Below are 19,753 nucleotides of genomic sequence, written 5' to 3'. Positions count from 1 at the left end.
GGTCACGCGGGTGTTGCGGTGTTGCTTAGGGCCTCTTCGCGGGCATGCCCGCTCCCACAGGTGCGGCGGTGTGCTTGAGACTTGCGCTATCCCTGTGGGAGCGGGCGCGCCCGCGAAGCAGGCGACGCGGTTTCAGAGCTGGTCGAAATCGAGCACCACCTTGTCGCTCACCGGGTAGGTCTGGCACGACAGCACGTACCCGGCCGCCACTTCGTAGTCCTCCAGGGCATGGTTGCTGTCCATCTCCACTTCGCCCTCGATCACCCGGCACTTGCAGGTCGAGCACACGCCGGCCTTGCACGAGTACGGCAGCTCGGCGCCGATGGCATTGCCGGCGTCCAGCACGTTCTGGGTGTTGCGTGGCAGGTCGAAGGTGAGGGCGCGGCCGTCGCTGATCACGGTGATGTGGCTGAGCGCCGAGTCCACCTGGCGCGCCGCTTCACGAGCCTCACGACGGGCTTCGCTGCCGGCTGCGGCGAACAGCTCGAAATGGATGCGTTCCTTGGCCAGGCCATTGGCCCGCAGGCTGTCGCGCACCGTCTCGGTCATCGCCTGCGGGCCGCAGATGAATGCGGCATCCAGGTTGGCAACGTCCATCCAGCGCGAGAACAGCTGGCCGCACTTGTCGGCATCGATGCGACCGTTGTACAGGTCGACATCCTGCTGCTCGCGGCTGAACACGAAAATCAGGTTCAGGCGGTCGAGGTAACGGTTCTTCAGGTCTTCCAGCTTGTCGCGAAACAGTGCGCCGGAGCTGGAGCGGTTGCCGTACAGCAGGGTGAAGCGGCTGTGTGGCTCGCTGGCCAGGGTAGTGGCGATGATCGACAGGATCGGGGTGATGCCGCTGCCGGCAGCCACGCCCAGGTAATTGCCCTGGCGGGCCGGCTCCAGTGGCACGAAGAAGCTGCCCGATGGCGGCATCACTTCCAGTTGCTGGCCGGCCTTGAGCACGTCATTGGCAAATGCCGAGAAGCGCCCGCCAGGCACGCGCTTTACCGCCACACGCAGTTCGCCGTCCTGCACGGCACTGCAGATGGAGTAGGAACGACGGACTTCTTCGTTGTCCAGCTGGGTACGCATGACCAGGTACTGGCCCTGGGTGAAGCGGAACTGCGCCTGCAGGTGCTCGGGCACGTCGAAGGCAATCGACACCGCATCGCGGGTCTCGTTGCGCACTTGCTTGATGGTCAGGCTGTGAAACTGGCTCATGGCGTTCTCCACGGCTCAAATGCATTTGAAATAGTCGAACGGCTCCAGGCACTCGCGGCAGCGGTAAAGCGCCTTGCAAGCCGTGGAGCCGAACTGGCTGAGCAATTCGGTATGGGCACTGCCGCACTGCGGGCAACACACCTGCGGCGCCTCGCCGAGCAGGCTGCGTTTGCTGGCGCTGCCCTGTGGCGGGGCGATGCCGTAGGCGCGCAGGCGCTCGCGGCCCAGTTCGCTGATCCAGTCGGTGCTCCAGGCCGGGGTCAGCCGACGGTCGAGAGCCGGCGCGGGGAAACCGGCCTGCTCCAGCGCCTGGCGGATATCCCGTTCGATCACCTCGGTGGCCGGGCAGCCGGAGTAGGTCGGCGTGACGACCAGGTGCAGGTGCCCGGCGCACCAGTCGAGGTCGCGCACGATCCCAAGGTCGACCACGCTGACCACCGGCACTTCCGGGTCCATGACCTGGGCCAGTACCGCCCAGGCCCGTGCCAGGTCGTCGCTTTGTTGCGCGCGGGCACCACGGTCGCCGGCAATCAGCTCACCAGGTTGCATCGGGGTACGCCCTTGGCAGGAACTGCATCTCGGCCAGCAGCAGGCCCAGATGCTCGGTGTGCAGGCCTTTGCGACCGTCCAGGTAAAAGTGGCTGGCGGCCTTGGGCAGTGGCAGCTCGACCGAAGTGAAGGTTTCGCCAACCTGGTTGAGCCAGGCCGCGCCGACGGCAGCGGGGTCGGCGGCGACGCCCGCTTGCGCCAGGCACACTTCGTTGTCGCTACCAGTGGCCAGTTCGACGGTGAAGCGCCACAGTGCCGGGATGGCCGCGAGCATGCGTTGGCGGCTTTCTTCGGTGCCACCACCCAGGCGCTGCACCCACTCGCTGGAACGGCGCAGGTGGTAGGTGACTTCCTTCAGGGCCTTGGCGGCGATACCGGCGATACGTTCGTCGTTCGAGCCGGCCAGGCCCTGAAGCACGGCGAAATGCCAGGCGTCATACAAGAACTGCTTGGTCATGGTCACGGCGAAATCGCCGTTGGGCTGCTCGACCAGCAATAGGTTGCGATAGGCCCGCTCGTCACGGCGGAAGGCCAGGGCATCGGCGTCACGGCCATCATCGAGCAACTCGGCGGCGTACTCCAGCCAGTTGCGCGCCTGGCCGACCAGGTCGAGGCCGACGTTCATCAGGGCCAGCTCTTCTTCGATGGCCGGGGCGCGGCCACACCATTCGCAGAGGCGCTGGCCCTGCACCAGGGCACTGTCGCCGAGCAGCAGCAAGTAGGGGACAAGGGCTTCGTTGTGCATGGCCAACCTCACATGTGCCCGACTTCGTCGGGCAGTTCGTAGAAGCTGGCATGGCGGTAGACCTTGTCGTCCGCCGGGGCGAACAATGGGTCTTTCTCGTCCGGGGAAGAGGCAGTGATCAGTGCCGAAGGCACCACCCACAGGCTCACGCCTTCGCTGCGGCGGGTGTACAGCTCGCGGGCGTTTTCGATGGCCATGGCGGCATCGGCGGCGTGCACGCTGCCGACATGCTTGTGGTTAAGGCCGTGCTTGCTGCGCACGAACACTTCGTAGAGGGTCCAGACAGACATTTTCGATCTCCGCATCATTCGCCGCTCAGGCGGCGTTCTTGTTCTGTTGCTTGCGCGCGTAGGCCACGGCGGCCTCGCGTACCCAGGCACCGTCCTCGATGGCCTTGCGCCGGGTGGCGACACGTTCCTGGTTGCACGGGCCATTGCCTTTGATCACCTCGTAGAACTCGTCCCACTGGATTTCGCCGAAGTCGTAATGGCCGCGCTCGGCGTTCCACTTCAGTTCAGGGTCGGGGGCGGTGCAGCCGAGCAGTTCGAGCTGCGGCACGGTCTGGTCGATGAAGCGCTGGCGCAGTTCATCGTTGGTCTGGCGCTTGATCTTCCAGGCCATGGACTGGGCGCTGTTGGGGGAGTGCTCGTCGCTGGGGCCGAACATCATCAGTGCCGGCCACCACAGGCGGTTGATCGCGTCCTGGACCATGTCCCGCTGGGCCTGGGTGCCGTGGCGCATCATGGTTAGGAGGATTTCGTAGCCCTGGCGCTGGTGGAAGCTCTCTTCCTTGCAGATACGGATCATCGCGCGCGAATACGGGCCGTAGGAGGTGCGCTGCAGCACCACCTGGTTGACGATGGCGGCGCCATCGACCAGCCAGCCCACTGCGCCCATGTCGGCCCAGCTGAGAGTGGGGTAGTTGAAGATGCTCGAGTACTTGGCCTTGCCACTGTGCAGCTTGGCGATTTCTTCGTCACGGTCGGCGCCCAGGGTTTCCATGGCGCTGTACAGGTACAGACCGTGGCCGGCTTCGTCCTGGATCTTGGCCATCAGCTGCAGCTTGCGCTTGAGGCTGGGGGCCCGGGTGACCCAGTTGCCTTCGGGCAGCATGCCGACGATTTCCGAGTGGGCGTGCTGGGAGATCTGCCGGATGAGGGTCTGGCGATAGGCCTCGGGCATCCAGTTCTTGGCTTCGATCTTGATTTCGGCGTCGATCTTTTCCTGGAAGTTGCGCTCCTCGGGCGACATCTCCTCCAGCGACTTGACGCGCTTGACTCCGGTTTCCACTAGCTGTGCGTACATGTGTTCCGACTCCTGCTAAGGCATGAGTCATTTGTAAGCGATACAAAACATAACGTCAAACTGTTTTATGTGTATCGAATAAGATTTGTGTATCGCTTTGCGGGCCAAGGGGGCTGCTGTACAGCCCTTTCGCGACACAAGGCCGCTCCTACAGAAGATTGCGTTCCCCTGTAGGAGCGGCCTTGCGTCGCGAAAGGGGCGCAAAGCGCCCCCAGCAATCTCTAAGGCAAAAAAAAGCCCCGGACGATGCCGGGGCCGTAAAGGCAGCCGAATGAATCAGCTGGCCAACCGTTTGTCGAACACGTGACAGGCCTTGCCCTCGGAACGCTTGAGGGTGCCGCAGGGCTGCAGGCATACCTGGGTGCTGATGCCGATATAGGTCTTGATCTGCTTGGTCAGCTCCCCGGTCAACAGCTTGCGCTGGCCTTCATCGAGTTGCTGGCACTCCGCACGCAGTTCCACATGCACCTCGACACTGTCCAGGTTGCCATTACGATACAGGTGAATCTCATAAAGCTCTGAAAGCTGTTTTATTTTCAGCACCTGCTCCTCGATCTGGGTCGGGAACACGTTGACCCCGCGAATGATCAGCATGTCATCGCTGCGGCCGGTGATCTTGCCAATCCGCCGCATCGGCCTGGCGGTGCCGGGCAGCAGGCGAGTGAGGTCGCGGGTGCGGTAGCGCACCATGGGCAACGCTTCCTTGCTCAGCGAGGTGAACACCAGTTCGCCCAGCTGGCCGTCCGGCAGCACCGCGCCGGTGACCGGGTCGATGATCTCGGGGTAGAAATGGTCCTCCCAGATGGTCGGGCCATCCTTGGTTTCGATGCACTCCATCGCCACTCCTGGCCCCATGATTTCCGACAGGCCATAAATGTCGAGGGCATCGATGCCCAGCCTTTGCTCGATCGAGCGGCGCAGCTCATCGGTCCACGGCTCTGCGCCGAATATGCCCAGGCGCAGCTTGAGGTCTTGCGGGTCGATGCCCTGGCGCTCGATCTCGTCGGCCAGGTTGAGCATGTAGGAAGGGGTGACCATGATGATGTCGGGCTGAAAGTCGCGAATCAGCTGCACCTGCTTTTCGGTCTGGCCACCGGACATGGGGATCACCGTGCAGCCCAGGCGCTCTGCACCGTAATGCGCGCCAAGCCCGCCAGTGAACAGGCCGTAGCCATAGGAGACATGCACCTTGTCCCCCTTGCGCCCGCCCGCGGCGCGGATCGAGCGGGCGACCACATTGGCCCAGGTGTCGATGTCGTTCTGGGTGTAGCCCACCACTGTCGGCTTGCCGGTGGTGCCACTGGAGGCGTGCAGGCGCACCACCTCTTGCTGGGGCACGGCGAACATGCCGTAGGGGTAGTTGTCGCGCAGGTCGTTCTTGCCGGTGAAGGGGAACTTCGCCAGGTCTTCCAGGCACTTGAGGTCGTCGGGGTGGGCGCCGTATTCGGCAAAACGCTGACGGTACAGCGGCACGTTGTCATAGGCGTGCTTCAGGCTCCAGCGCAGGCGCTCCAGCTGGTGCTGGCGCAAGGCGTCGACACTGGCGGTTTCCATCGGGTCCAGCAGAGCACGATCGGCATCATGGTACATGTTCATGGCTTCACTCGAATTGTTCTTGTACGCCGCGCGGCACCGGTTGCAGGCCGTGCGGTGAGTGTCATGGAAGCAGCATATACGGCTGCGTTCGGTTCGGTAACAAGGCGATGGTCCCAGCCGCTCAGAGGCGTTCGATGACCATCGCGATGCCCTGGCCAACGCCGATGCACATGGTGCACAAGGCGTAGCGTCCGGCGGTTTCTTCCAGCTCGTGCAATGCGGTGGTGACCAGGCGTGCACCACTCATGCCCAACGGGTGACCCAGGGCGATGGCACCACCATTGCGGTTGACCCGCTCGTCGTCGTCGGCCAGGCCGAGCTCGCGCAGCACCGCGAGGCCCTGGGCGGCAAAAGCCTCGTTGAGCTCGATGACGTCCATGTCGGCCAGCGACAACCCGGTAAGTTCCAGCACCTTGCGGGTAGCCGGCACCGGGCCGATGCCCATCAGCCGTGGTTCGACCCCTGCCACCGCCATGCCGACTATGCGGCCGCGGGCCTTCAGGCCATGGCGACGCGCGGCAGCGCTGCTGGCGAGCAGCAGGGCGCAGGCACCATCGTTGACCCCGGAGGCATTGCCGGCGGTCACGCTGCCGCCGTCGCGGAACGGGGTACCCAGCCTGGCCAGTTGCTCCAGGGTGGTATCGCCGCGGGGATGTTCGTCGTGCTCGACCACTTTGGCCGGGCCTTTGCGCTGCGGGATCTGGACCGGCACGATTTCCCGTGCCAGGCGCCCACGTACCTGGGCGGCGGCGGCCTTGTGCTGGCTGCGCAGGGCAAAGGCGTCCTGGTCGGCGCGGGAAATACCGAACCGCTCGGCAACGTTCTCGGCCGTTTCCGGCATCGAATCGGTACCGAAGGCTGCCTTCATCAGCGGGTTGACGAAGCGCCAGCCGATGGTGGTGTCGAACAGCTCGGCCGCACGGCCGAACGCCTGCTCCGACTTGCCCATGACGAACGGTGCGCGTGACATCGACTCCACGCCGCCGGCCAGCATCAGCCCGGCTTCGCCGCAGCGCAGGGCGCGGGCTGCATTGCCGATGGCGTCCAGGCCGGAGCCACACAGGCGGTTGATGGTGGTGCCGGGCACTTCGATCGGCAGCCCGGCCAGCAGGCTGGCCATGTGCGCGACGTTGCGGTTGTCCTCGCCAGCCTGGTTGGCGCAGCCGAGGATGACGTCGTCGATGGCTTTCCAGTCCAGCCCGGGGTGGCGCTGGATCAGGGCCTTGAGCGGGATGGCGGCCAGGTCATCGGCGCGCACGCCGCTCAAGGCCCCGGCATAACGGCCGATGGGGGTGCGCACGGCGTCGATGATCAAGGCATCGGCCAAGGTGTGTTCAGTCATCTTGCGTCTCCTGCGCCAGCACGGTGCCGCGCACTTTGTAGGACTTGCCATGGAACATCGCCACCAGCTCACCGCGCTGGTTCTCGATGCGGACATCGTAAAGGCCGGTACGGCCCTTGCGGCTGACCTCGCTGGCGCGGGCGGTAAGTACATCATCGCGCAGCGCCGGGGCCAGGTAGTCGATGCTGCAGCCCAGGGCGACAGTGGCCTGGTCGTAACTGTTGCAGGCGAAGGCAAAAGCCGAGTCGGCCAGCGCGAACAGGAAACCGCCATGGCAGGTGCCATGCCCCTGGATCATGTCGGCGCGTACCAGCATGCGCAGGCACGCCTGGCCCGGGCCGGCTTCCAGCAGGCGGATGCCCAGGCCCTGGGTGGCCTGGTCGCGGGCGTACATGGCCTCGGCACAGGCTTGTGCCAGTTCGACTTCAGTCATGCAGGGTGCCTCCTTTGGCTTCGCAGCGGCGTAACAGCAGGGAAGGGCGGTAGCGGCTCTCGCCGTAGCTGCGCTGCAGGTTGTCGAGCACGCGCAGGGTGTGGGGGATGCCGATGTTCGCGGCCCAGGCCAGCGGGCCGCAGGGGTAGTTGACGCCGGCACGCATGGCCAGGTCGATGTCAGCGGCGCTGCCGACACCTTGCAGCACAGCATCGGCGGCCTCGTTGGCGAGCATCGCCACGGTACGCAGCACCACCAGGCCGGGCAGGTCGGCGACCGCCGTTACCTTCAGGCCGGCACGCCGCAGCAAGGCCACCGCCTGGTCGCGAGCGTTGTCGCTGGTGTCGGCCGACCAGCTGATGGCGAGGCGGGTGGCGGTGGTGTAGTCCAGCGCGAGGTCCAGCAGCACCAGGTTGCGCAGGCCGTCGTCCCGGGCCCGCTGGCTGGCCAGGCGGCCATCGGACAGCGCCAGGGTGGCATCGCCCACGTGGAGCAAGCCGCTGCCGGCGCGCTGGGTCACGGCGATGCCGCTTTGGCGCAGGCGTTCGATCAGCGGCTGCATCACCCCCAGGTCGCCTTCGACGACGCAGGCGTCGACGATGGCGGGGCTGTGCAGTTCGGCTGGCTGCGGGCGTTCGGCGCCTTCGGCATAGCTATAGAAGCCTTGGCCGGTCTTGCGCCCGAGGCGGCCCGCGTCCACCAGTTCCTTCTGCACCAGCGAAGGCTGGAAGCGGAAGTCGCCGTAAAATGCATCGAAGACCGAACAGGTGACGGCGTAATTGACATCGTGGCCAATCAGGTCGGTGAGTTCGAACGCGCCCATGCGGAAACCACCGGCATCACGCAGCAGCGCATCGAGGCTGGCGCAATCGGCTGCGCCTTCCTGCAGCAGGCGCAGGCTCTCGGCGTAGAACGGCCGCGCCACACGGTTGACGATGAAGCCCGGCGTGGAGCGTGTGTGCACCGGCTGCTTGCCCCAGGCCTGGGCGGTGGCATGAATGCACGTGGCAACGGCCGGGGCGGTGGCCAGGCCCGCGACCACTTCGACCAGGGCCATCAGCGGTGCCGGGTTGAAGAAATGCATGCCAACCACCTGTTGCGGGCGCTGCAGCCCGGCGGCGAGGCTGGTGATGGACAGCGACGAGGTGTTGCTGGCGAGTATGCAGTCGGTGGCGCACAAGGCTTCCAGCTGGTTGAACAGCGCTTGCTTGACCTGCAGGTTCTCGACGATGGCCTCGATCACCAGGCGAGCATCGGCCAGGGCTTCGAGGTGGTCCACCGGGCACAGCCGGGCGCTGATGGCTTCCCGTTCGGCAGCCGGCAACTTGCCTTTTTCCACCAGGCGGGCAAGTTGCCGCTCTATGCCGGCCACCGCCTGGGCTGCCGCGCCAGGGCGGTTGTCGTAGAGCTTTACCGGGTGGCCGGCCTGAGCCGCAACCTGAGCGATGCCTGCGCCCATGGCGCCCGCACCGATCACCGCCACCTGAGCGTTGCTTGCGAGTGCGCTCATGATCAACGCCCCTTGAATGCCGGCGTGCGCTTGTTCATGAAGGCACTCACGCCTTCACGATAGTCCTCGCTGCGCCCGGCCAGGCGCTGCAGGTCGCGCTCCAGTTCCAGCTGTTCATCGAAACCGTTGTCGAAACTGGCGTTGAGGCTGCGCTTGATCAGGGCCAGGCCGTAAGTGGGCTGGGTGGCGAGCTGTCGGGCAAGGGTGAGGGCTTCGTCGCGCAGCGCGGCATCGTCCACCACGCGGTGGATCAGCCCCCATTGCTGGGCCTGTTCGGCGCCCAGGCGCTCGCCCAGCATCGCCAGGGCCTTGGCCCGCGCCATGCCGACCAGGCGCGGCAGCAGCCAGGTACCGCCGGAGTCGGGTACCAGGCCAATCTTGCAGAAGGCCTGGATGAAGCTGGCCGAGCGGGCCGCCAGCACCAGGTCGCAAGCCAGCGGAATGTTGGCACCGGCACCGGCAGCCACACCGTTCACCGCGCAGACTACCGGCAGCGGCAGGTCGCGCAGGGTGCGCACCAGCGGGTTGTAGAACTTGTCGATCGATTCGCCCAGGTCCGGCATCTCGGCGCCCGGGGCGACGTTGCGGTCGGACAGGTCCTGGCCGGCGCAGAATCCACGGCCTTCGGCAGTCAGCAACAACACCCGTGCTTCGCTGCTCTGGCGTACTTGCTTGAGTGCCTCGCGCACTTCCAGGTGCATGGCGGTATTGAAGCTGTTCAGCTGCTCGGGGCGATTCAACGAGAGGAGGGCGACGCCGTCCTCGATGGAAAACAGGATGTGCTGGAAAGTCATGACAGACTCGCTCCGTCAGTCGAGGGAAAGGTGATCAGCGGCCCTGGAAGCGGGCCTGGCGTTTTTCCTGGAAGGCACGGATGCCTTCGTCGCGGTCGGCGGTGCCGGCCAGCAGGGTGAAGGCATGGCGTTCGAAACGCAGGCCGCTGGCCAGGTCGGTATCGCCGGCCTTGAGCAGCGCTTCCTTGGCCAGGCGCACCGCCAGCGGGGCCTTGGCGGCGATGCTGCGGGCGACGTGCAGGGCGCGTTCGACGGTGAGTTCCGGCTGGGTGATTTCGCTGACCAGCCCGGCCTGCAAGGCATGACGGGCGGTGATGGCTTCGCCGGTCAGCACCATTTGCATGGCCAGCGGCTTGCCTACAGCCCGCAGCAGGCGCTGAGTGCCACCGGCGCCGGGGATGATGCCGAGGTTGATTTCCGGCTGGCCGAAACGGGCGTCGCTGCCGGCGATGACGATGTCGGCGCACATCACCAGTTCGCAGCCGCCACCCAGGGCATAGCCGTTGACGGCGGCGATCAGTGGCTTGGGGAAGGCGGCGATGCTTTGCCAGTGGGCCACCCGGGGGTCGTTGAGGATGCCGACCAGATCGCGCTCGGCCATTTCGCGGATATCGGCGCCTGCGGCGAATGCCTTGCGGCTGCCGGTGATGACCACCGCGCGGGTCTGCTCGTCTTGCCCGGCCGCTTCCAGCGCGGCGGCCAGCTCTGCCAGTAGCTCGGTGCACAGGGCGTTGAGTGCCTCGGGCCGTTGCAAAGTAATGAGCAGCACACCGTGGTCGGGCGCCTGCACATCGAGATATCGCGGCATGTCGGGTTCCTCTGGCTGCACGCACGGCACATCGTGGGGCCGGCATTTCTTGGAATTGTTTGCAGGGGCGTGATGCGGGATCACGTCCAGGTGGAACCAGTATATGCATTACGCGATACAACAATGCAACATCCAAAATTGTTTCATGTATCTCTTTTTGTGTGAGTGACAACTGCCTCAGCAAAGGGTTTCATGATGTTGAATCGCTTCATCACCCTGTATTCAACGCATAATGCTGAATTTATGGGAGCGCGATGACTCCAGCAAAAGCGATACACGACCATGCTGATTGACGCACCACAAGATTGTGATACAAGATCAAGGCGCATTTGAAATCATTTCAGGAGCTTTGCCATGCCTTGCTATCGACTGGACGGCCTGACGCCCGTGGTTCATCCGACAGCCTACGTGCACCCCAGCGCCGTGCTGATCGGTGATGTCATCGTCGGCCCTCGTTGCTACGTCGGCCCCCTGGCATCAATGAGGGGGGATTTCGGTCGTATCGTGCTGGAGGAGGGCGCCAACCTGCAGGACACCTGCGTGATGCACGGTTTCCCGGGTGGCGATACGGTGGTCGAACGCAACGGGCATGTCGGGCACGGTGCCGTGCTGCACGGCTGCCGCGTGGGCGAAGACGCCTTGATCGGCATGAACGCAGTGGTGATGGATGGTGCCCATGTGGCACCGCGTTGCATTGTCGCGGCCACGGCATTCGTCAAGGCGGGCTTCGAATGTGCGGCGCAAAGCCTGGTGATGGGCTCGCCAGCTCAGGTCAAACGCCCGTTGACCGAACAGGAACTGGCCTGGAAGCAACGCGGCACGGCGGAGTACCAACACTTGGCGCAACGCTGCATGAACAGCATGGTCGAATGCCCGCCGCTGACCGAGGTCGAGCCCGAGCGCCCACGCATGGAAGACACCGGCGTCAGGCCCAAAGGCCAGGCATCGGCATGAGCCTGGCAGCGTCGCGCAATGGCCACGCGGCACGCCGCGCAGGTATAGTCGGTGCTTTAACCGCGCATAGTTCGCCCATGAGCAATCTCGCCCCACTGAACAACTTGATCACCCGCTTCCAGGAACAGACGCCAATCCGCGCCAGTTCCCTGATCATCACTTTATACGGCGACGCCATCGAACCCCACGGCGGAACCGTTTGGTTGGGCAGCCTGATCAACCTGCTGGAGCCGATCGGCATCAACGAGCGCCTGATCCGCACATCGATCTTCCGCCTTACCAAGGAAGGCTGGCTCACCGCCGAAAAGGTCGGCCGCCGCAGTTACTACAGCCTGACAGGTACGGGCCGCCGGCGGTTCGAGAAAGCCTTCAAGCGGGTCTACAGCCCGAGCCAGCCAGCCTGGGACGGTGCCTGGACGCTGGTGTTGCTCTCGCAACTGGAGGCCGGCAAACGCAAGGCTTTGCGTGAAGAGTTGGAATGGCAGGGCTTCGGGGCCATGGCGCCGAACCTGCTGGGCTGCCCACGGGCAGACCGCGCCGACCTGGCCACCACCTTGCGTGACCTGGAGGCGAGCGACGACAGCATCGTCTTCGAAACCCACACCCAGGAAGTGCTGGCATCCAAGGCCATGCGCGCCCAGGTTCGGGAAAGCTGGCGAATCGACGAGCTGGGGCAGCAGTACAGCGAGTTCATCCAGCTGTTCAGGCCACTTTGGCAAGGTTTGAAAGAGCAGCAACAGCTCGATGCGCAGGATTGTTTCCTGGCACGAACGCTGCTGATTCACGAATACCGCCGGCTGCTGCTGCGCGATCCGCAGCTGCCGGACGAGCTACTGCCTGGGGATTGGGAGGGAAGGGCCGCGCGGCAGTTGTGCCGTAACCTCTATCGGCTTGTGTTTGCCAAGGCGGAAGAATGGCTGAATGCAGCGCTGGAGACGGCTGATGGGCCTTTGCCGGATGTGAATGAAGGCTTTTACAGGCGTTTTGGCGGGCTTGTTTGAGGATTGGGTGCAGAGGCGGGTTCTATATAACTACGCTAAATGAGTATTTAGTGTAGTTATACCCATTTTGCATATTAAGCGCGGCAAATGGGGAGTGCCTTGGCCTCAAGTATCGCGCGGTCCTGATGTGTCTGATGTCGCTTGCACTGGTCATAGCGCTTGCAGGCTTGAGGCCTGCATTAAGTGTAATCAACTTTCTTCCCAATCCTGCGCGGGCCCTTGTAGGAGCGGCCCTGTGCCGCGATGGGCTGCGCAGCGGCCCCAAAGTTTCAAAGAAAAGGCATGAATTGCCGGGGGCTACCTTGCAAGCCCATGGCGACACAAGGCGGGCTCCAACAATTGACCGCGTCAAGCGATCCACCGGGTGTTCGGTTGCCAGCGATGAGCAGCGTGGCAACCTCCAAGGCACTGACTGACAGGCACTTGTCGTCAGCGTGGCAATGCATGCACCGGGTTTTCCTGGGAAACAAAGTCGAAGGTGACCGTACCAAGCTTCATTTAAACACTCTGGGTTCAGGTGCAATGGCCTGGCCTGATGTCCAGCTGTAACCAACAGTCCAAAAGACGAGGCTGACGCATACAGGCCCCAAGTTGGCGCTTGTGATGGTAAGCGAGCGACGGATCAGGACGGTTTATCTAGACCAGGGAGCATTCCTTGGTCCCAAAGTGGCTCACTCGTGGTCAAGTGACCAAATACAGACTAGCGCATAATGAGTATTATGTTAAATGACGTATTGGGTGAGCTTCGCACATGCAGTGACTGTGACTGTCACCACCGCGTTTGCTCTCTGAATCCGGCCATTCGTCTGTTGGGCTGTCCGCTTACCAAGCCAAGGTTGTCCTCTAGGGACTACAACCAGAGACATGCTCATGCGCCAGTTACTTCAATCGATTTCCTTTTCTCTCGCCTGTAGCCTGCTGTGGGCTTGCTCCGCTACCGATACAAAGTCACCAGTGGAGACACCTGGCAGGCCCGCGTCAGCCAAAACCCACCTGCTGGAAGCCGGAGCAGCCGCATTGCAATCCAAGCCCCCCATTGAGGCTATCAACGCCTACCTGGATGGCTTTCACTTTTACAACGGGCATCCGGACCTGCAGATGGAAGCGCATCATTACTGCTCCATCCTGAATGAGGATGTCATCCAGTGCGTCATCTTCGACGGCAACACCAAGGATGCGAAGATCATGGGCGTCGAGTACATCATCGACGAGAAGCTGTTCGCTTCGTTGCCGATCAAGGAGAAGTCGATGTGGCACAGCCATGGCTATGAGGTCTCCTCTGGGCAATTGATCGCTCCCGGGATCCCTGCGTCTGCTGAACATATGCTCGTGGAGCGGCTTGCTCATACTTATGGGAAGACATGGCACACCTGGCACACAGACCAGGACAAAGCACTTCCCGTCGGCGTACCACAGTTGATGATGGGATTCACAGCAGACGGCCAAGCGAACGCTGACATGGTCGAGCAGCGCAATCGCGTCTGGGAGTGGATTCTGCCAAGATCAAAGCTCAGCGGGCCAACATTCGAGTCCCAGCAGCAGACCCCCATGCTGATGGTTGGCGGCACGGTAACGTCTTCCAGATTACCGATCCGAACGGTACCTACCTGCACCATCCCGCTACATCAACCCCAGAGAAAACCAATAGCCGCTCAAGTGAGCCGCTCTGATCCGAGGTAACAGCCGGCCGCTAGTTGAAACGGACGATCCCCACCCGCACCCGCTGCGATACCGTCATTACCAGGCAACCCCCCTACCCCGCATTCGTAACATCAATGACTGGAGAGCCTATGAGGGTATTGGTAAGCGTCAAACGAGTGGTCGACTACAACGTCAAGGTTCGCGTCAAGGCGGACAGCTCCGGCGTCGACCTTGCTAACGTCAAGATGTCCATGAACCCCTTCTGCGAAATCGCCGTGGAAGAAGCCGTACGCCTGAAGGAAAAGGGTGTCGCGTCCGAGATCGTCGTCGTTTCCGTCGGCCCGGCCACTGCCCAGGAGCAACTGCGTACCGCCCTGGCCCTGGGTGCCGATCGTGCCATCCTGGTCGAAGCCGCTGACGAACTGAATTCCCTGGCCGTGGCCAAGGCGCTGAAAGCCGTTGTCGACAAAGAGCAGCCGCAGCTGGTCATCCTCGGCAAGCAGGCCATCGACAGCGACAACAACCAGACCGGCCAGATGCTGGCTGCGCTGACCGGTTTCGCCCAGGGCACCTTCGCCTCCAAGGTCGAAGTGGCTGGCGACAAGCTGAACGTCACCCGTGAAATCGACGGCGGCCTGCAGACCGTTGCACTGAACCTGCCGGCCATCGTCACTACCGACCTGCGCCTGAACGAGCCACGCTACGCGTCGCTGCCGAACATCATGAAGGCCAAGAAGAAGCCGCTGGAGACCGTTACTCCAGACGCGCTGGGCGTTTCCCTCGCCTCCACCAACAAGACCCTGAAGGTTGAAGCTCCGGCTGCCCGTAGCGCTGGCATCAAGGTCAAATCGGTGGCCGAACTGGTCGAGAAGCTGAAGAACGAAGCGAAGGTAATCTGATATGACTATCCTGGTTGTCGCTGACCTTTCACAAGGTCTGGAAAACGGTGCCGTAGCCCCGGCCACCCTGAACACTGTTGCCGCTGCCGCCAAGATCGGTGGTGATGTGCACGTGCTGGTCGCTGGCCAGAACGTGGGCGGCGTTGCCGAGTCCGCTGCCAGGATCGCTGGCGTGGCCAAAGTGCTGGTTGCCGATAACGCTGCCTACGCCCACGTGCTGCCGGAAAACGTCGCGCCGCTGATCGTTGCTCTTGTTGAGCAAGGCGGGGCCAAGGGCTACAGCCACGTGCTGGCCCCGGCCACTACCAACGGCAAGAACATCCTGCCGCGCGTTGCCGCGCTGCTGGACGTGGACCAGATTTCCGAGATCATCTCGGTCGAGTCCGCCGACACCTTCAAGCGCCCGATCTATGCCGGTAACGCCATTGCCACCGTACAATCGAGCGCTGCCATCAAGGTCATCACCGTGCGTACCACCGGCTTCGACGCCGTGGCTGCCGAAGGTGGTTCGGCTGCCATCGAAGCGGTCGGCGCTGTGCATAACGCTGGCATCTCGGCCTTCGTGGGCGAAGAGCTGGCCAAGTCCGACCGCCCAGAGCTGACCGCTGCCAGGATCGTCGTTTCCGGCGGCCGTGGCATGGGCAATGGTGACAACTTCAAGCACCTGTACAGCCTGGCCGACAAGCTCGGCGCTGCCGTCGGTGCTTCGCGCGCTGCAGTCGACGCCGGCTTCGTGCCGAACGACATGCAGGTCGGCCAGACCGGCAAGATCGTCGCGCCACAGCTGTACATCGCCGTCGGTATCTCCGGCGCGATCCAGCACCTGGCTGGCATGAAGGACTCCAAGGTGATCGTGGCGATCAACAAGGATGAAGAAGCACCGATCTTCCAGGTAGCCGACTACGGCCTGGTCGCTGACCTGTTCGAAGCGGTTCCGGAGCTTGAACAACTGGCCTGATCCACCAATGCAAGAAGCCCGGCCTTCAAATCGAGGGTCGGGCTTTTTTGTGGCTGCACCATTCAGCGAACCCCAGGGAACCCCTGGAAGCTCGGCAGAATGCTCATGCAACCCGGTATCTGCCGACAAGCCCTGGCCCCGGCAGATTCCGGTGCAGCCGAGGCCAGCAACGTCAGGCCGATGATCAACATCACCGACAGCGGCACGCAATAGGCCAGCAAGCGCTGTATCTTCATGGCAAACCTCTTGATCCGGCGCCCTGCCAGGCTGGCAGGCAGGGCGCAATCACTCAGCGTTCATCCACCGTGACGATCCTGCGCAGCTCGGCCATGCTCGCCGGTACCTGGTCTTCGTCGGTGAAAAATTGCTGGTACCACTCGCGCAGCTGGTACACCGGGCCGTCGTTTTCAGCCAGTACCGGCTTGTCGATGCGCACCTTGTGCTTCCAGATGTCCACATCCTGGTAGAATGACTCGCGGTTGCTCCTGACGTAGGCTTTGGCGATTTCGCCGTTCTGCTCATCGGTAAGGCCCGGCACGCGCTTGACCATGCAACCAAAACGCAGCACGAAGCTGTCCGGGGTCACCGGCACGTGGCTGTTGAGCAGGATCGCATGCACCCGCACCTCGCCGAACATCGAGCTGAGCTCGGTGAAGTGGGTGGCCGGGCCGTAGTACGCCGACGGCGCAATCAGGTCGCCGCCCAGGCGCTCCGAGTCGCCATGGAAGATCTGCCGGCCGATATGCCCTTCGAACTCGTTGGCGAAATACTTGGTCGGGGTGCCATGCACAGGCCCGAAATGCTGGGCGTCAACCAGGTTGTCGACCAGCTCGCGCGGGTTGGTCTCGATCAACATGGTGTCGATGTTCCAGTCATGGATCCACTCAGGGTCGTCCATCTCCGGCAGGCGCGGAATGACCACGCCCTCCTTCGGCGGGCGCCCTTCCGGGTTGTTCCAGATGAACAGCAGGTTGTTTGCCTCACAGGTCAGCCAGCTGCGGGTCTTGGCCTTGGGCGGGATGCGTTTGCAGTAAGGGATTTCCACGCACTTGCCGCTGGTGTCGTACTTCCAGTGGTGGAACGGGCAGACCACGGTGTCGTTCTCGATGGTGCCCTGGGACAGGTCGGCGCCCATGTGCGGGCAGAACGCATCGAGAATGCTGATGGCACCGGTACTGCTGGCAAAGGCCACCAGGCGCGTGCCGAACACGTTCAGAGTGTGCAGCTTGCCATCACGGTAGTCGTCGGCGACCCCCAGGCAATGCCAGCCGCGGGCGTAGCGGTGGGTGCGCTGGGCGCTGTCGATGGAGAGTTCGGCGAGTTTGGTCATGTTCTTGTTATTCCTGTAGGGGGTACGCCAATCACCGGCAATACCCCTGCGGTGCGGAGGGGATTACCTGGCAGCTATCTTTGAGCAGCCGTGCCGGGCCCTCATCCTTCATTCGGACTAGGTCGGCACTCATTGGCCAAAGCGTCGTGCCGCCTCCGGGCCAAAGTCGCGCGGGCTGAAGCCTGGACGGTTGAGCAGGTAGCCGGTGCGCTGCTGGTTGATCAGGTTGAACGCCAGGTAGCTGCCGGCGTTGAGGTCGTGGTACAGGCCGACGCCGGCCTGGGGCCGTTGCGACTCGTAGGCATAGAAGTAGTTGACCATCGAGGTCCGCCACAGCTCGCCACGGCTGTCGTAGTTGTCGGCCAGCATCGGGAACCAGGTGTCTTCGTCGATGTACAGCTTGCGCTTGCCATACAAGTGGCGGTAACCCGGTTTCAGCGTGCCTTCCAGTTCCCATACCCGGTGGCGCTCGTAGCGCATGGCCTGCGGGTTGATGTGCCCAGGCATCAGCAGATCGGCGTACTTGAGGTCCGGCGCATGCAAGCGGTATGCGTTGTAGGGGATGAACATTTCCCGTTTGCCGACGATCTTCCAGTCGTACCGCTGGCCCGAGCCGTTGAACAGGCGTACCTCATCGACGGTGATCGAGCCGCCACTGCCCGGGAACGACATGTCGAAGCCATAGCCAGGCGACTGCCGCACCCGCCGCGTGCCTGGGTCGTAACGCCAAGCCTGGCGCGGCTCGGCCTTGTCGTTCCAGAACTCGGTGCCAGTGTTGATCTCGCCCTTGTCGCGTTGCGGCAACAGGGTTTCGTTCAGGTAGAACGACGAGTTGCCCACCGTGTCGCCGACCTTCCCCGGCTCCAGTGCCGGCGCCAGGTTGCGCGAATGCACGCGGCCCCAGTTGATGTTGCCATCCCTGAGCACGTAGGCGTTGTCGGAGATGTATTCCTCGGTCCAGGCCCGCAAGGTGAAGGTCGAAGCGTTCTTCAACAGTTCCAGGCCGCTGCGCGGTACCGGGAATGGCGTGCCGCCGGTCTTGCCGACCACGCCTTCACCGTCGTCCACCAGCCTGGCCACCTTGGCGTTCTCGCGGGTCGCCTGGCACACCGCGTCGTCGAAGCGGAAATCCCGATGGCTGGGGTAGACCGGCATCCTGAAGGTGGCCGGGTACAACTTGAACAGCGCCTTCTGCCCGTCAGACAGGGCATCGGCGTATTGCCCCAGGTTGTCTGCAGTGATCACGAACAAAGGCTTCTCGTCCGGGTACGGGTCGACCGGATGCTGGCCGGTACCCTTGAACGCAACGTGCGGCGGCACGCCCAGCCACTTGCCGGAGAATGGCGGGATGCTGCCGTCGGCATTGCCGCTGGGGTCGGCGCCGACGCAGGTCAGGTCCTTGCCCAGGCGCTCGACATCCGCAGGCTCGGCCAGCGCCACACCCGGCGCTGCAACCATCAGCAGCAAGCTCAGGGCCAGGCCGTGGCGCGCCAGTGTAGTCTCGGTCATTGTTGTTCTCCTTGGTTACCGATAGCGGTGGCCAAGTATCGGCAGGCCCTCGCAGCAGCAGCATCGTCCGCACGGACTAACGCAGCGGCCGGATGCGATGGGTTCAGGCCAGCAGCGCCGGCACCAGGAATACCGCGCCGCTCATGGCCGCGCCTCCAGGCTCAGCGCCACGTCAGGTTGTGCCCCCTGGAACACGCCACGTTCGCCGGCTACCAGCAGGTGGCGACCGCTCAGGCCCACGGCCGATGTCAGGGTACCCAGGCCACTGAGCTGGTCGATGCCGAGCAGGTCACCCTTGGCATCCAGGTGAATCAGCCGGCTACCGCCGCCCACGAGCACCAGCCCGGCCTGCCCTGGCAAGCGGGCGTGACCGTAGATCGGCTGGCTGCTGCCGACCTCTACCCGCTCCCAGCTGTCGCCAAAGTCGCGGCTGCGGAAGACATGGCCACGCATGCCATAGGCCAGCCAGGAGTTGGCCGAGAGGCGCACCACCCCGAACAGCGAGCCATTGTAGAAGGCAGCCAACTGCTGCCAGTGCTGGCCGCCATCGCTGGAGCGCAGCACCAGGCCCTGCTCGCCGACCAGCATCTGGCGGCCGTCGGCGTCGCCATCAAGGCCGTTGAAGTGGGCACCGTCGCCAGGCATCTCACGCGCGGCCCAGTGCTCACCGGCATCGTCGGAGACCAGGAACTTGCCATAGCTGCCGTAGGCCACCACCCGCTTGCCGTCTGCGCTCCACACGCCCAGCAATGGCTCCCCCAGGTCGGCATCGTAGTGTTTTTCCTGCCAGGTCTGGCCCGCATCGCCCGAGCGCAGGATCCAGCCATCGTGGCCCACTGCAACCAGGACCTGATCGCTCAGGGCGGCCACGCCGGTCAGGGTTACCGCGCGCCCGGCGCCGGGCTGGCTGGCGCGCCAGCTGCGACCGCTGTCGCGGCTGGCCAGCAGCGTGCCGCGCTCACCGACGGCAATCAGCCGGTCCCCGCTGCTGATCAGCGCATTGACCTGGACCCGGTCGGCCAGCACCTCGGTGACGGCCAGCGGCGCGGGTTGACGGGGAGCGAACGCAAAGACCACGGCGGCGATGACGATGGCGCTCATGACATAACCGGTCAGCTGGCGCGAGGCAGGCTTCATTAGGATGACCCTCTTGGAATTGTGCCTGGATCA

Annotated in this window: 19 protein-coding genes and 1 pseudogene; 5 read left to right on the top strand and 15 right to left on the bottom strand. The window is 63.7% G+C overall.

Annotation, left to right across the window (positions count from 1 at the left end; all coding sequences use genetic code 11):
* Positions 1-132: 132 nt before the first annotated feature.
* From paaE to paaF, 11 genes are all read right to left on the bottom strand, one after another.
* A complete protein-coding gene (gene paaE, locus IRZ77_RS02500; protein WP_025339106.1) occupies positions 133-1,209 on the bottom strand; it encodes a 1,2-phenylacetyl-CoA epoxidase subunit PaaE in 1,077 nt (358 codons plus the stop codon).
* 15 nt (positions 1,210-1,224) lie between these two features.
* A complete protein-coding gene (paaD, locus tag IRZ77_RS02495; RefSeq protein ID WP_153670893.1) occupies positions 1,225-1,758 on the bottom strand; it encodes a 1,2-phenylacetyl-CoA epoxidase subunit PaaD in 534 nt (177 codons plus the stop codon).
* On the bottom strand, positions 1,745-2,503 hold the full coding sequence (gene paaC, locus IRZ77_RS02490) for a 1,2-phenylacetyl-CoA epoxidase subunit PaaC (RefSeq protein ID WP_085600921.1): 759 nt from the start codon (positions 2,501-2,503) through the stop codon (positions 1,745-1,747). Before paaC ends, paaD begins: the two co-directional genes overlap by 14 nt.
* Positions 2,504-2,511: 8 nt before the next feature.
* Positions 2,512-2,793: a 1,2-phenylacetyl-CoA epoxidase subunit PaaB gene (paaB, locus tag IRZ77_RS02485; RefSeq protein WP_013972614.1), complete on the bottom strand. Its 282-nt coding sequence runs from the start codon at positions 2,791-2,793 to the stop codon at positions 2,512-2,514.
* Positions 2,794-2,818: 25 nt separating this feature from the next.
* Positions 2,819-3,808 carry a 1,2-phenylacetyl-CoA epoxidase subunit PaaA gene (gene paaA / locus IRZ77_RS02480; protein ID WP_015270325.1) on the bottom strand — a complete coding sequence of 330 codons (990 nt, stop codon included), beginning with the start codon at positions 3,806-3,808 and terminating at the stop codon, positions 2,819-2,821.
* Positions 3,809-4,084: 276 nt separating this feature from the next.
* Positions 4,085-5,404, bottom strand: coding sequence for a phenylacetate--CoA ligase PaaK (paaK, locus tag IRZ77_RS02475; RefSeq protein ID WP_046614151.1), 1,320 nt, complete (start codon positions 5,402-5,404; stop codon positions 4,085-4,087).
* Positions 5,405-5,525: 121 nt separating this feature from the next.
* Positions 5,526-6,746 (bottom strand): 3-oxoadipyl-CoA thiolase, encoded by a 1,221-nt coding sequence (gene pcaF / locus IRZ77_RS02470; protein ID WP_108481034.1) that lies wholly within the window; start codon positions 6,744-6,746, stop codon positions 5,526-5,528.
* Complete coding sequence (gene paaI, locus IRZ77_RS02465) at positions 6,739-7,179, bottom strand: hydroxyphenylacetyl-CoA thioesterase PaaI (protein ID WP_085600918.1); 441 nt, start codon at positions 7,177-7,179, stop codon at positions 6,739-6,741. The genes pcaF and paaI overlap by 8 nt, the downstream gene beginning before the upstream one ends.
* Positions 7,172-8,689, bottom strand: a complete 1,518-nt coding sequence (gene paaH / locus IRZ77_RS02460) for a 3-hydroxyacyl-CoA dehydrogenase PaaH (RefSeq protein WP_108481035.1) — start codon at positions 8,687-8,689, stop codon at positions 7,172-7,174. Before paaH ends, paaI begins: the two co-directional genes overlap by 8 nt.
* 2 nt (positions 8,690-8,691) lie before the next feature.
* Positions 8,692-9,483, bottom strand: a complete 792-nt coding sequence (gene paaG / locus IRZ77_RS02455; protein ID WP_013972608.1) for a 2-(1,2-epoxy-1,2-dihydrophenyl)acetyl-CoA isomerase PaaG — start codon at positions 9,481-9,483, stop codon at positions 8,692-8,694.
* Positions 9,484-9,517: 34 nt separating this feature from the next.
* Positions 9,518-10,291: a 2,3-dehydroadipyl-CoA hydratase PaaF gene (gene paaF / locus IRZ77_RS02450; RefSeq protein ID WP_108481036.1), complete on the bottom strand. Its 774-nt coding sequence runs from the start codon at positions 10,289-10,291 to the stop codon at positions 9,518-9,520.
* Positions 10,292-10,645: 354 nt separating this feature from the next.
* Between paaF and paaY the strand changes: the two genes are divergently transcribed.
* The 5 genes and pseudogenes from paaY (at position 10,646) to IRZ77_RS02425 (ending at position 15,744) form a co-directional block, all read left to right on the top strand.
* Positions 10,646-11,245: a phenylacetic acid degradation protein PaaY gene (paaY, locus tag IRZ77_RS02445; protein WP_046614145.1), complete on the top strand. Its 600-nt coding sequence runs from the start codon at positions 10,646-10,648 to the stop codon at positions 11,243-11,245.
* Positions 11,246-11,322: 77 nt separating this feature from the next.
* Complete coding sequence (gene paaX, locus IRZ77_RS02440; RefSeq protein WP_181381639.1) at positions 11,323-12,246, top strand: phenylacetic acid degradation operon negative regulatory protein PaaX; 924 nt, start codon at positions 11,323-11,325, stop codon at positions 12,244-12,246.
* Between the two features lie 870 nt (positions 12,247-13,116).
* Positions 13,117-13,916: pseudogene (locus tag IRZ77_RS02435) on the top strand (DUF1264 domain-containing protein).
* Positions 13,917-14,036: 120 nt separating this feature from the next.
* On the top strand, positions 14,037-14,786 hold the full coding sequence (locus IRZ77_RS02430) for an electron transfer flavoprotein subunit beta/FixA family protein (RefSeq protein WP_108481038.1): 750 nt from the start codon (positions 14,037-14,039) through the stop codon (positions 14,784-14,786).
* A 1-nt stretch (position 14,787) separates the two neighbouring features.
* Positions 14,788-15,744 carry an electron transfer flavoprotein subunit alpha/FixB family protein gene (locus IRZ77_RS02425; RefSeq protein WP_153670890.1) on the top strand — a complete coding sequence of 319 codons (957 nt, stop codon included), beginning with the start codon at positions 14,788-14,790 and terminating at the stop codon, positions 15,742-15,744.
* Positions 15,745-15,806: 62 nt separating this feature from the next.
* Here the strand turns inward: IRZ77_RS02425 and IRZ77_RS02420 are convergent, their stop codons facing one another.
* The 4 genes from IRZ77_RS02420 to IRZ77_RS02405 all read right to left on the bottom strand — a co-directional run bounded on the left by IRZ77_RS02420 (position 15,807) and on the right by IRZ77_RS02405 (position 19,720).
* Positions 15,807-15,980 (bottom strand): hypothetical protein, encoded by a 174-nt coding sequence (locus tag IRZ77_RS02420; protein WP_153670889.1) that lies wholly within the window; start codon positions 15,978-15,980, stop codon positions 15,807-15,809.
* A gap of 53 nt (positions 15,981-16,033) precedes the next feature.
* Positions 16,034-17,074 (bottom strand): Rieske 2Fe-2S domain-containing protein, encoded by a 1,041-nt coding sequence (locus IRZ77_RS02415; protein ID WP_108481040.1) that lies wholly within the window; start codon positions 17,072-17,074, stop codon positions 16,034-16,036.
* 129 nt (positions 17,075-17,203) lie between these two features.
* Positions 17,204-18,532, bottom strand: a complete 1,329-nt coding sequence (locus tag IRZ77_RS02410) for a DUF1329 domain-containing protein (RefSeq protein ID WP_375136303.1) — start codon at positions 18,530-18,532, stop codon at positions 17,204-17,206.
* Between the two features lie 192 nt (positions 18,533-18,724).
* Positions 18,725-19,720 carry a WD40/YVTN/BNR-like repeat-containing protein gene (locus IRZ77_RS02405; protein WP_108481042.1) on the bottom strand — a complete coding sequence of 332 codons (996 nt, stop codon included), beginning with the start codon at positions 19,718-19,720 and terminating at the stop codon, positions 18,725-18,727.
* Positions 19,721-19,753: the final 33 nt, after the last annotated feature.

This window comes from Pseudomonas pudica (assembly GCF_015680405.1).
Lineage (GTDB): Bacteria > Pseudomonadota > Gammaproteobacteria > Pseudomonadales > Pseudomonadaceae > Aquipseudomonas > Aquipseudomonas pudica.
This window is presented reverse-complemented; position numbering and strand designations above follow the sequence as displayed.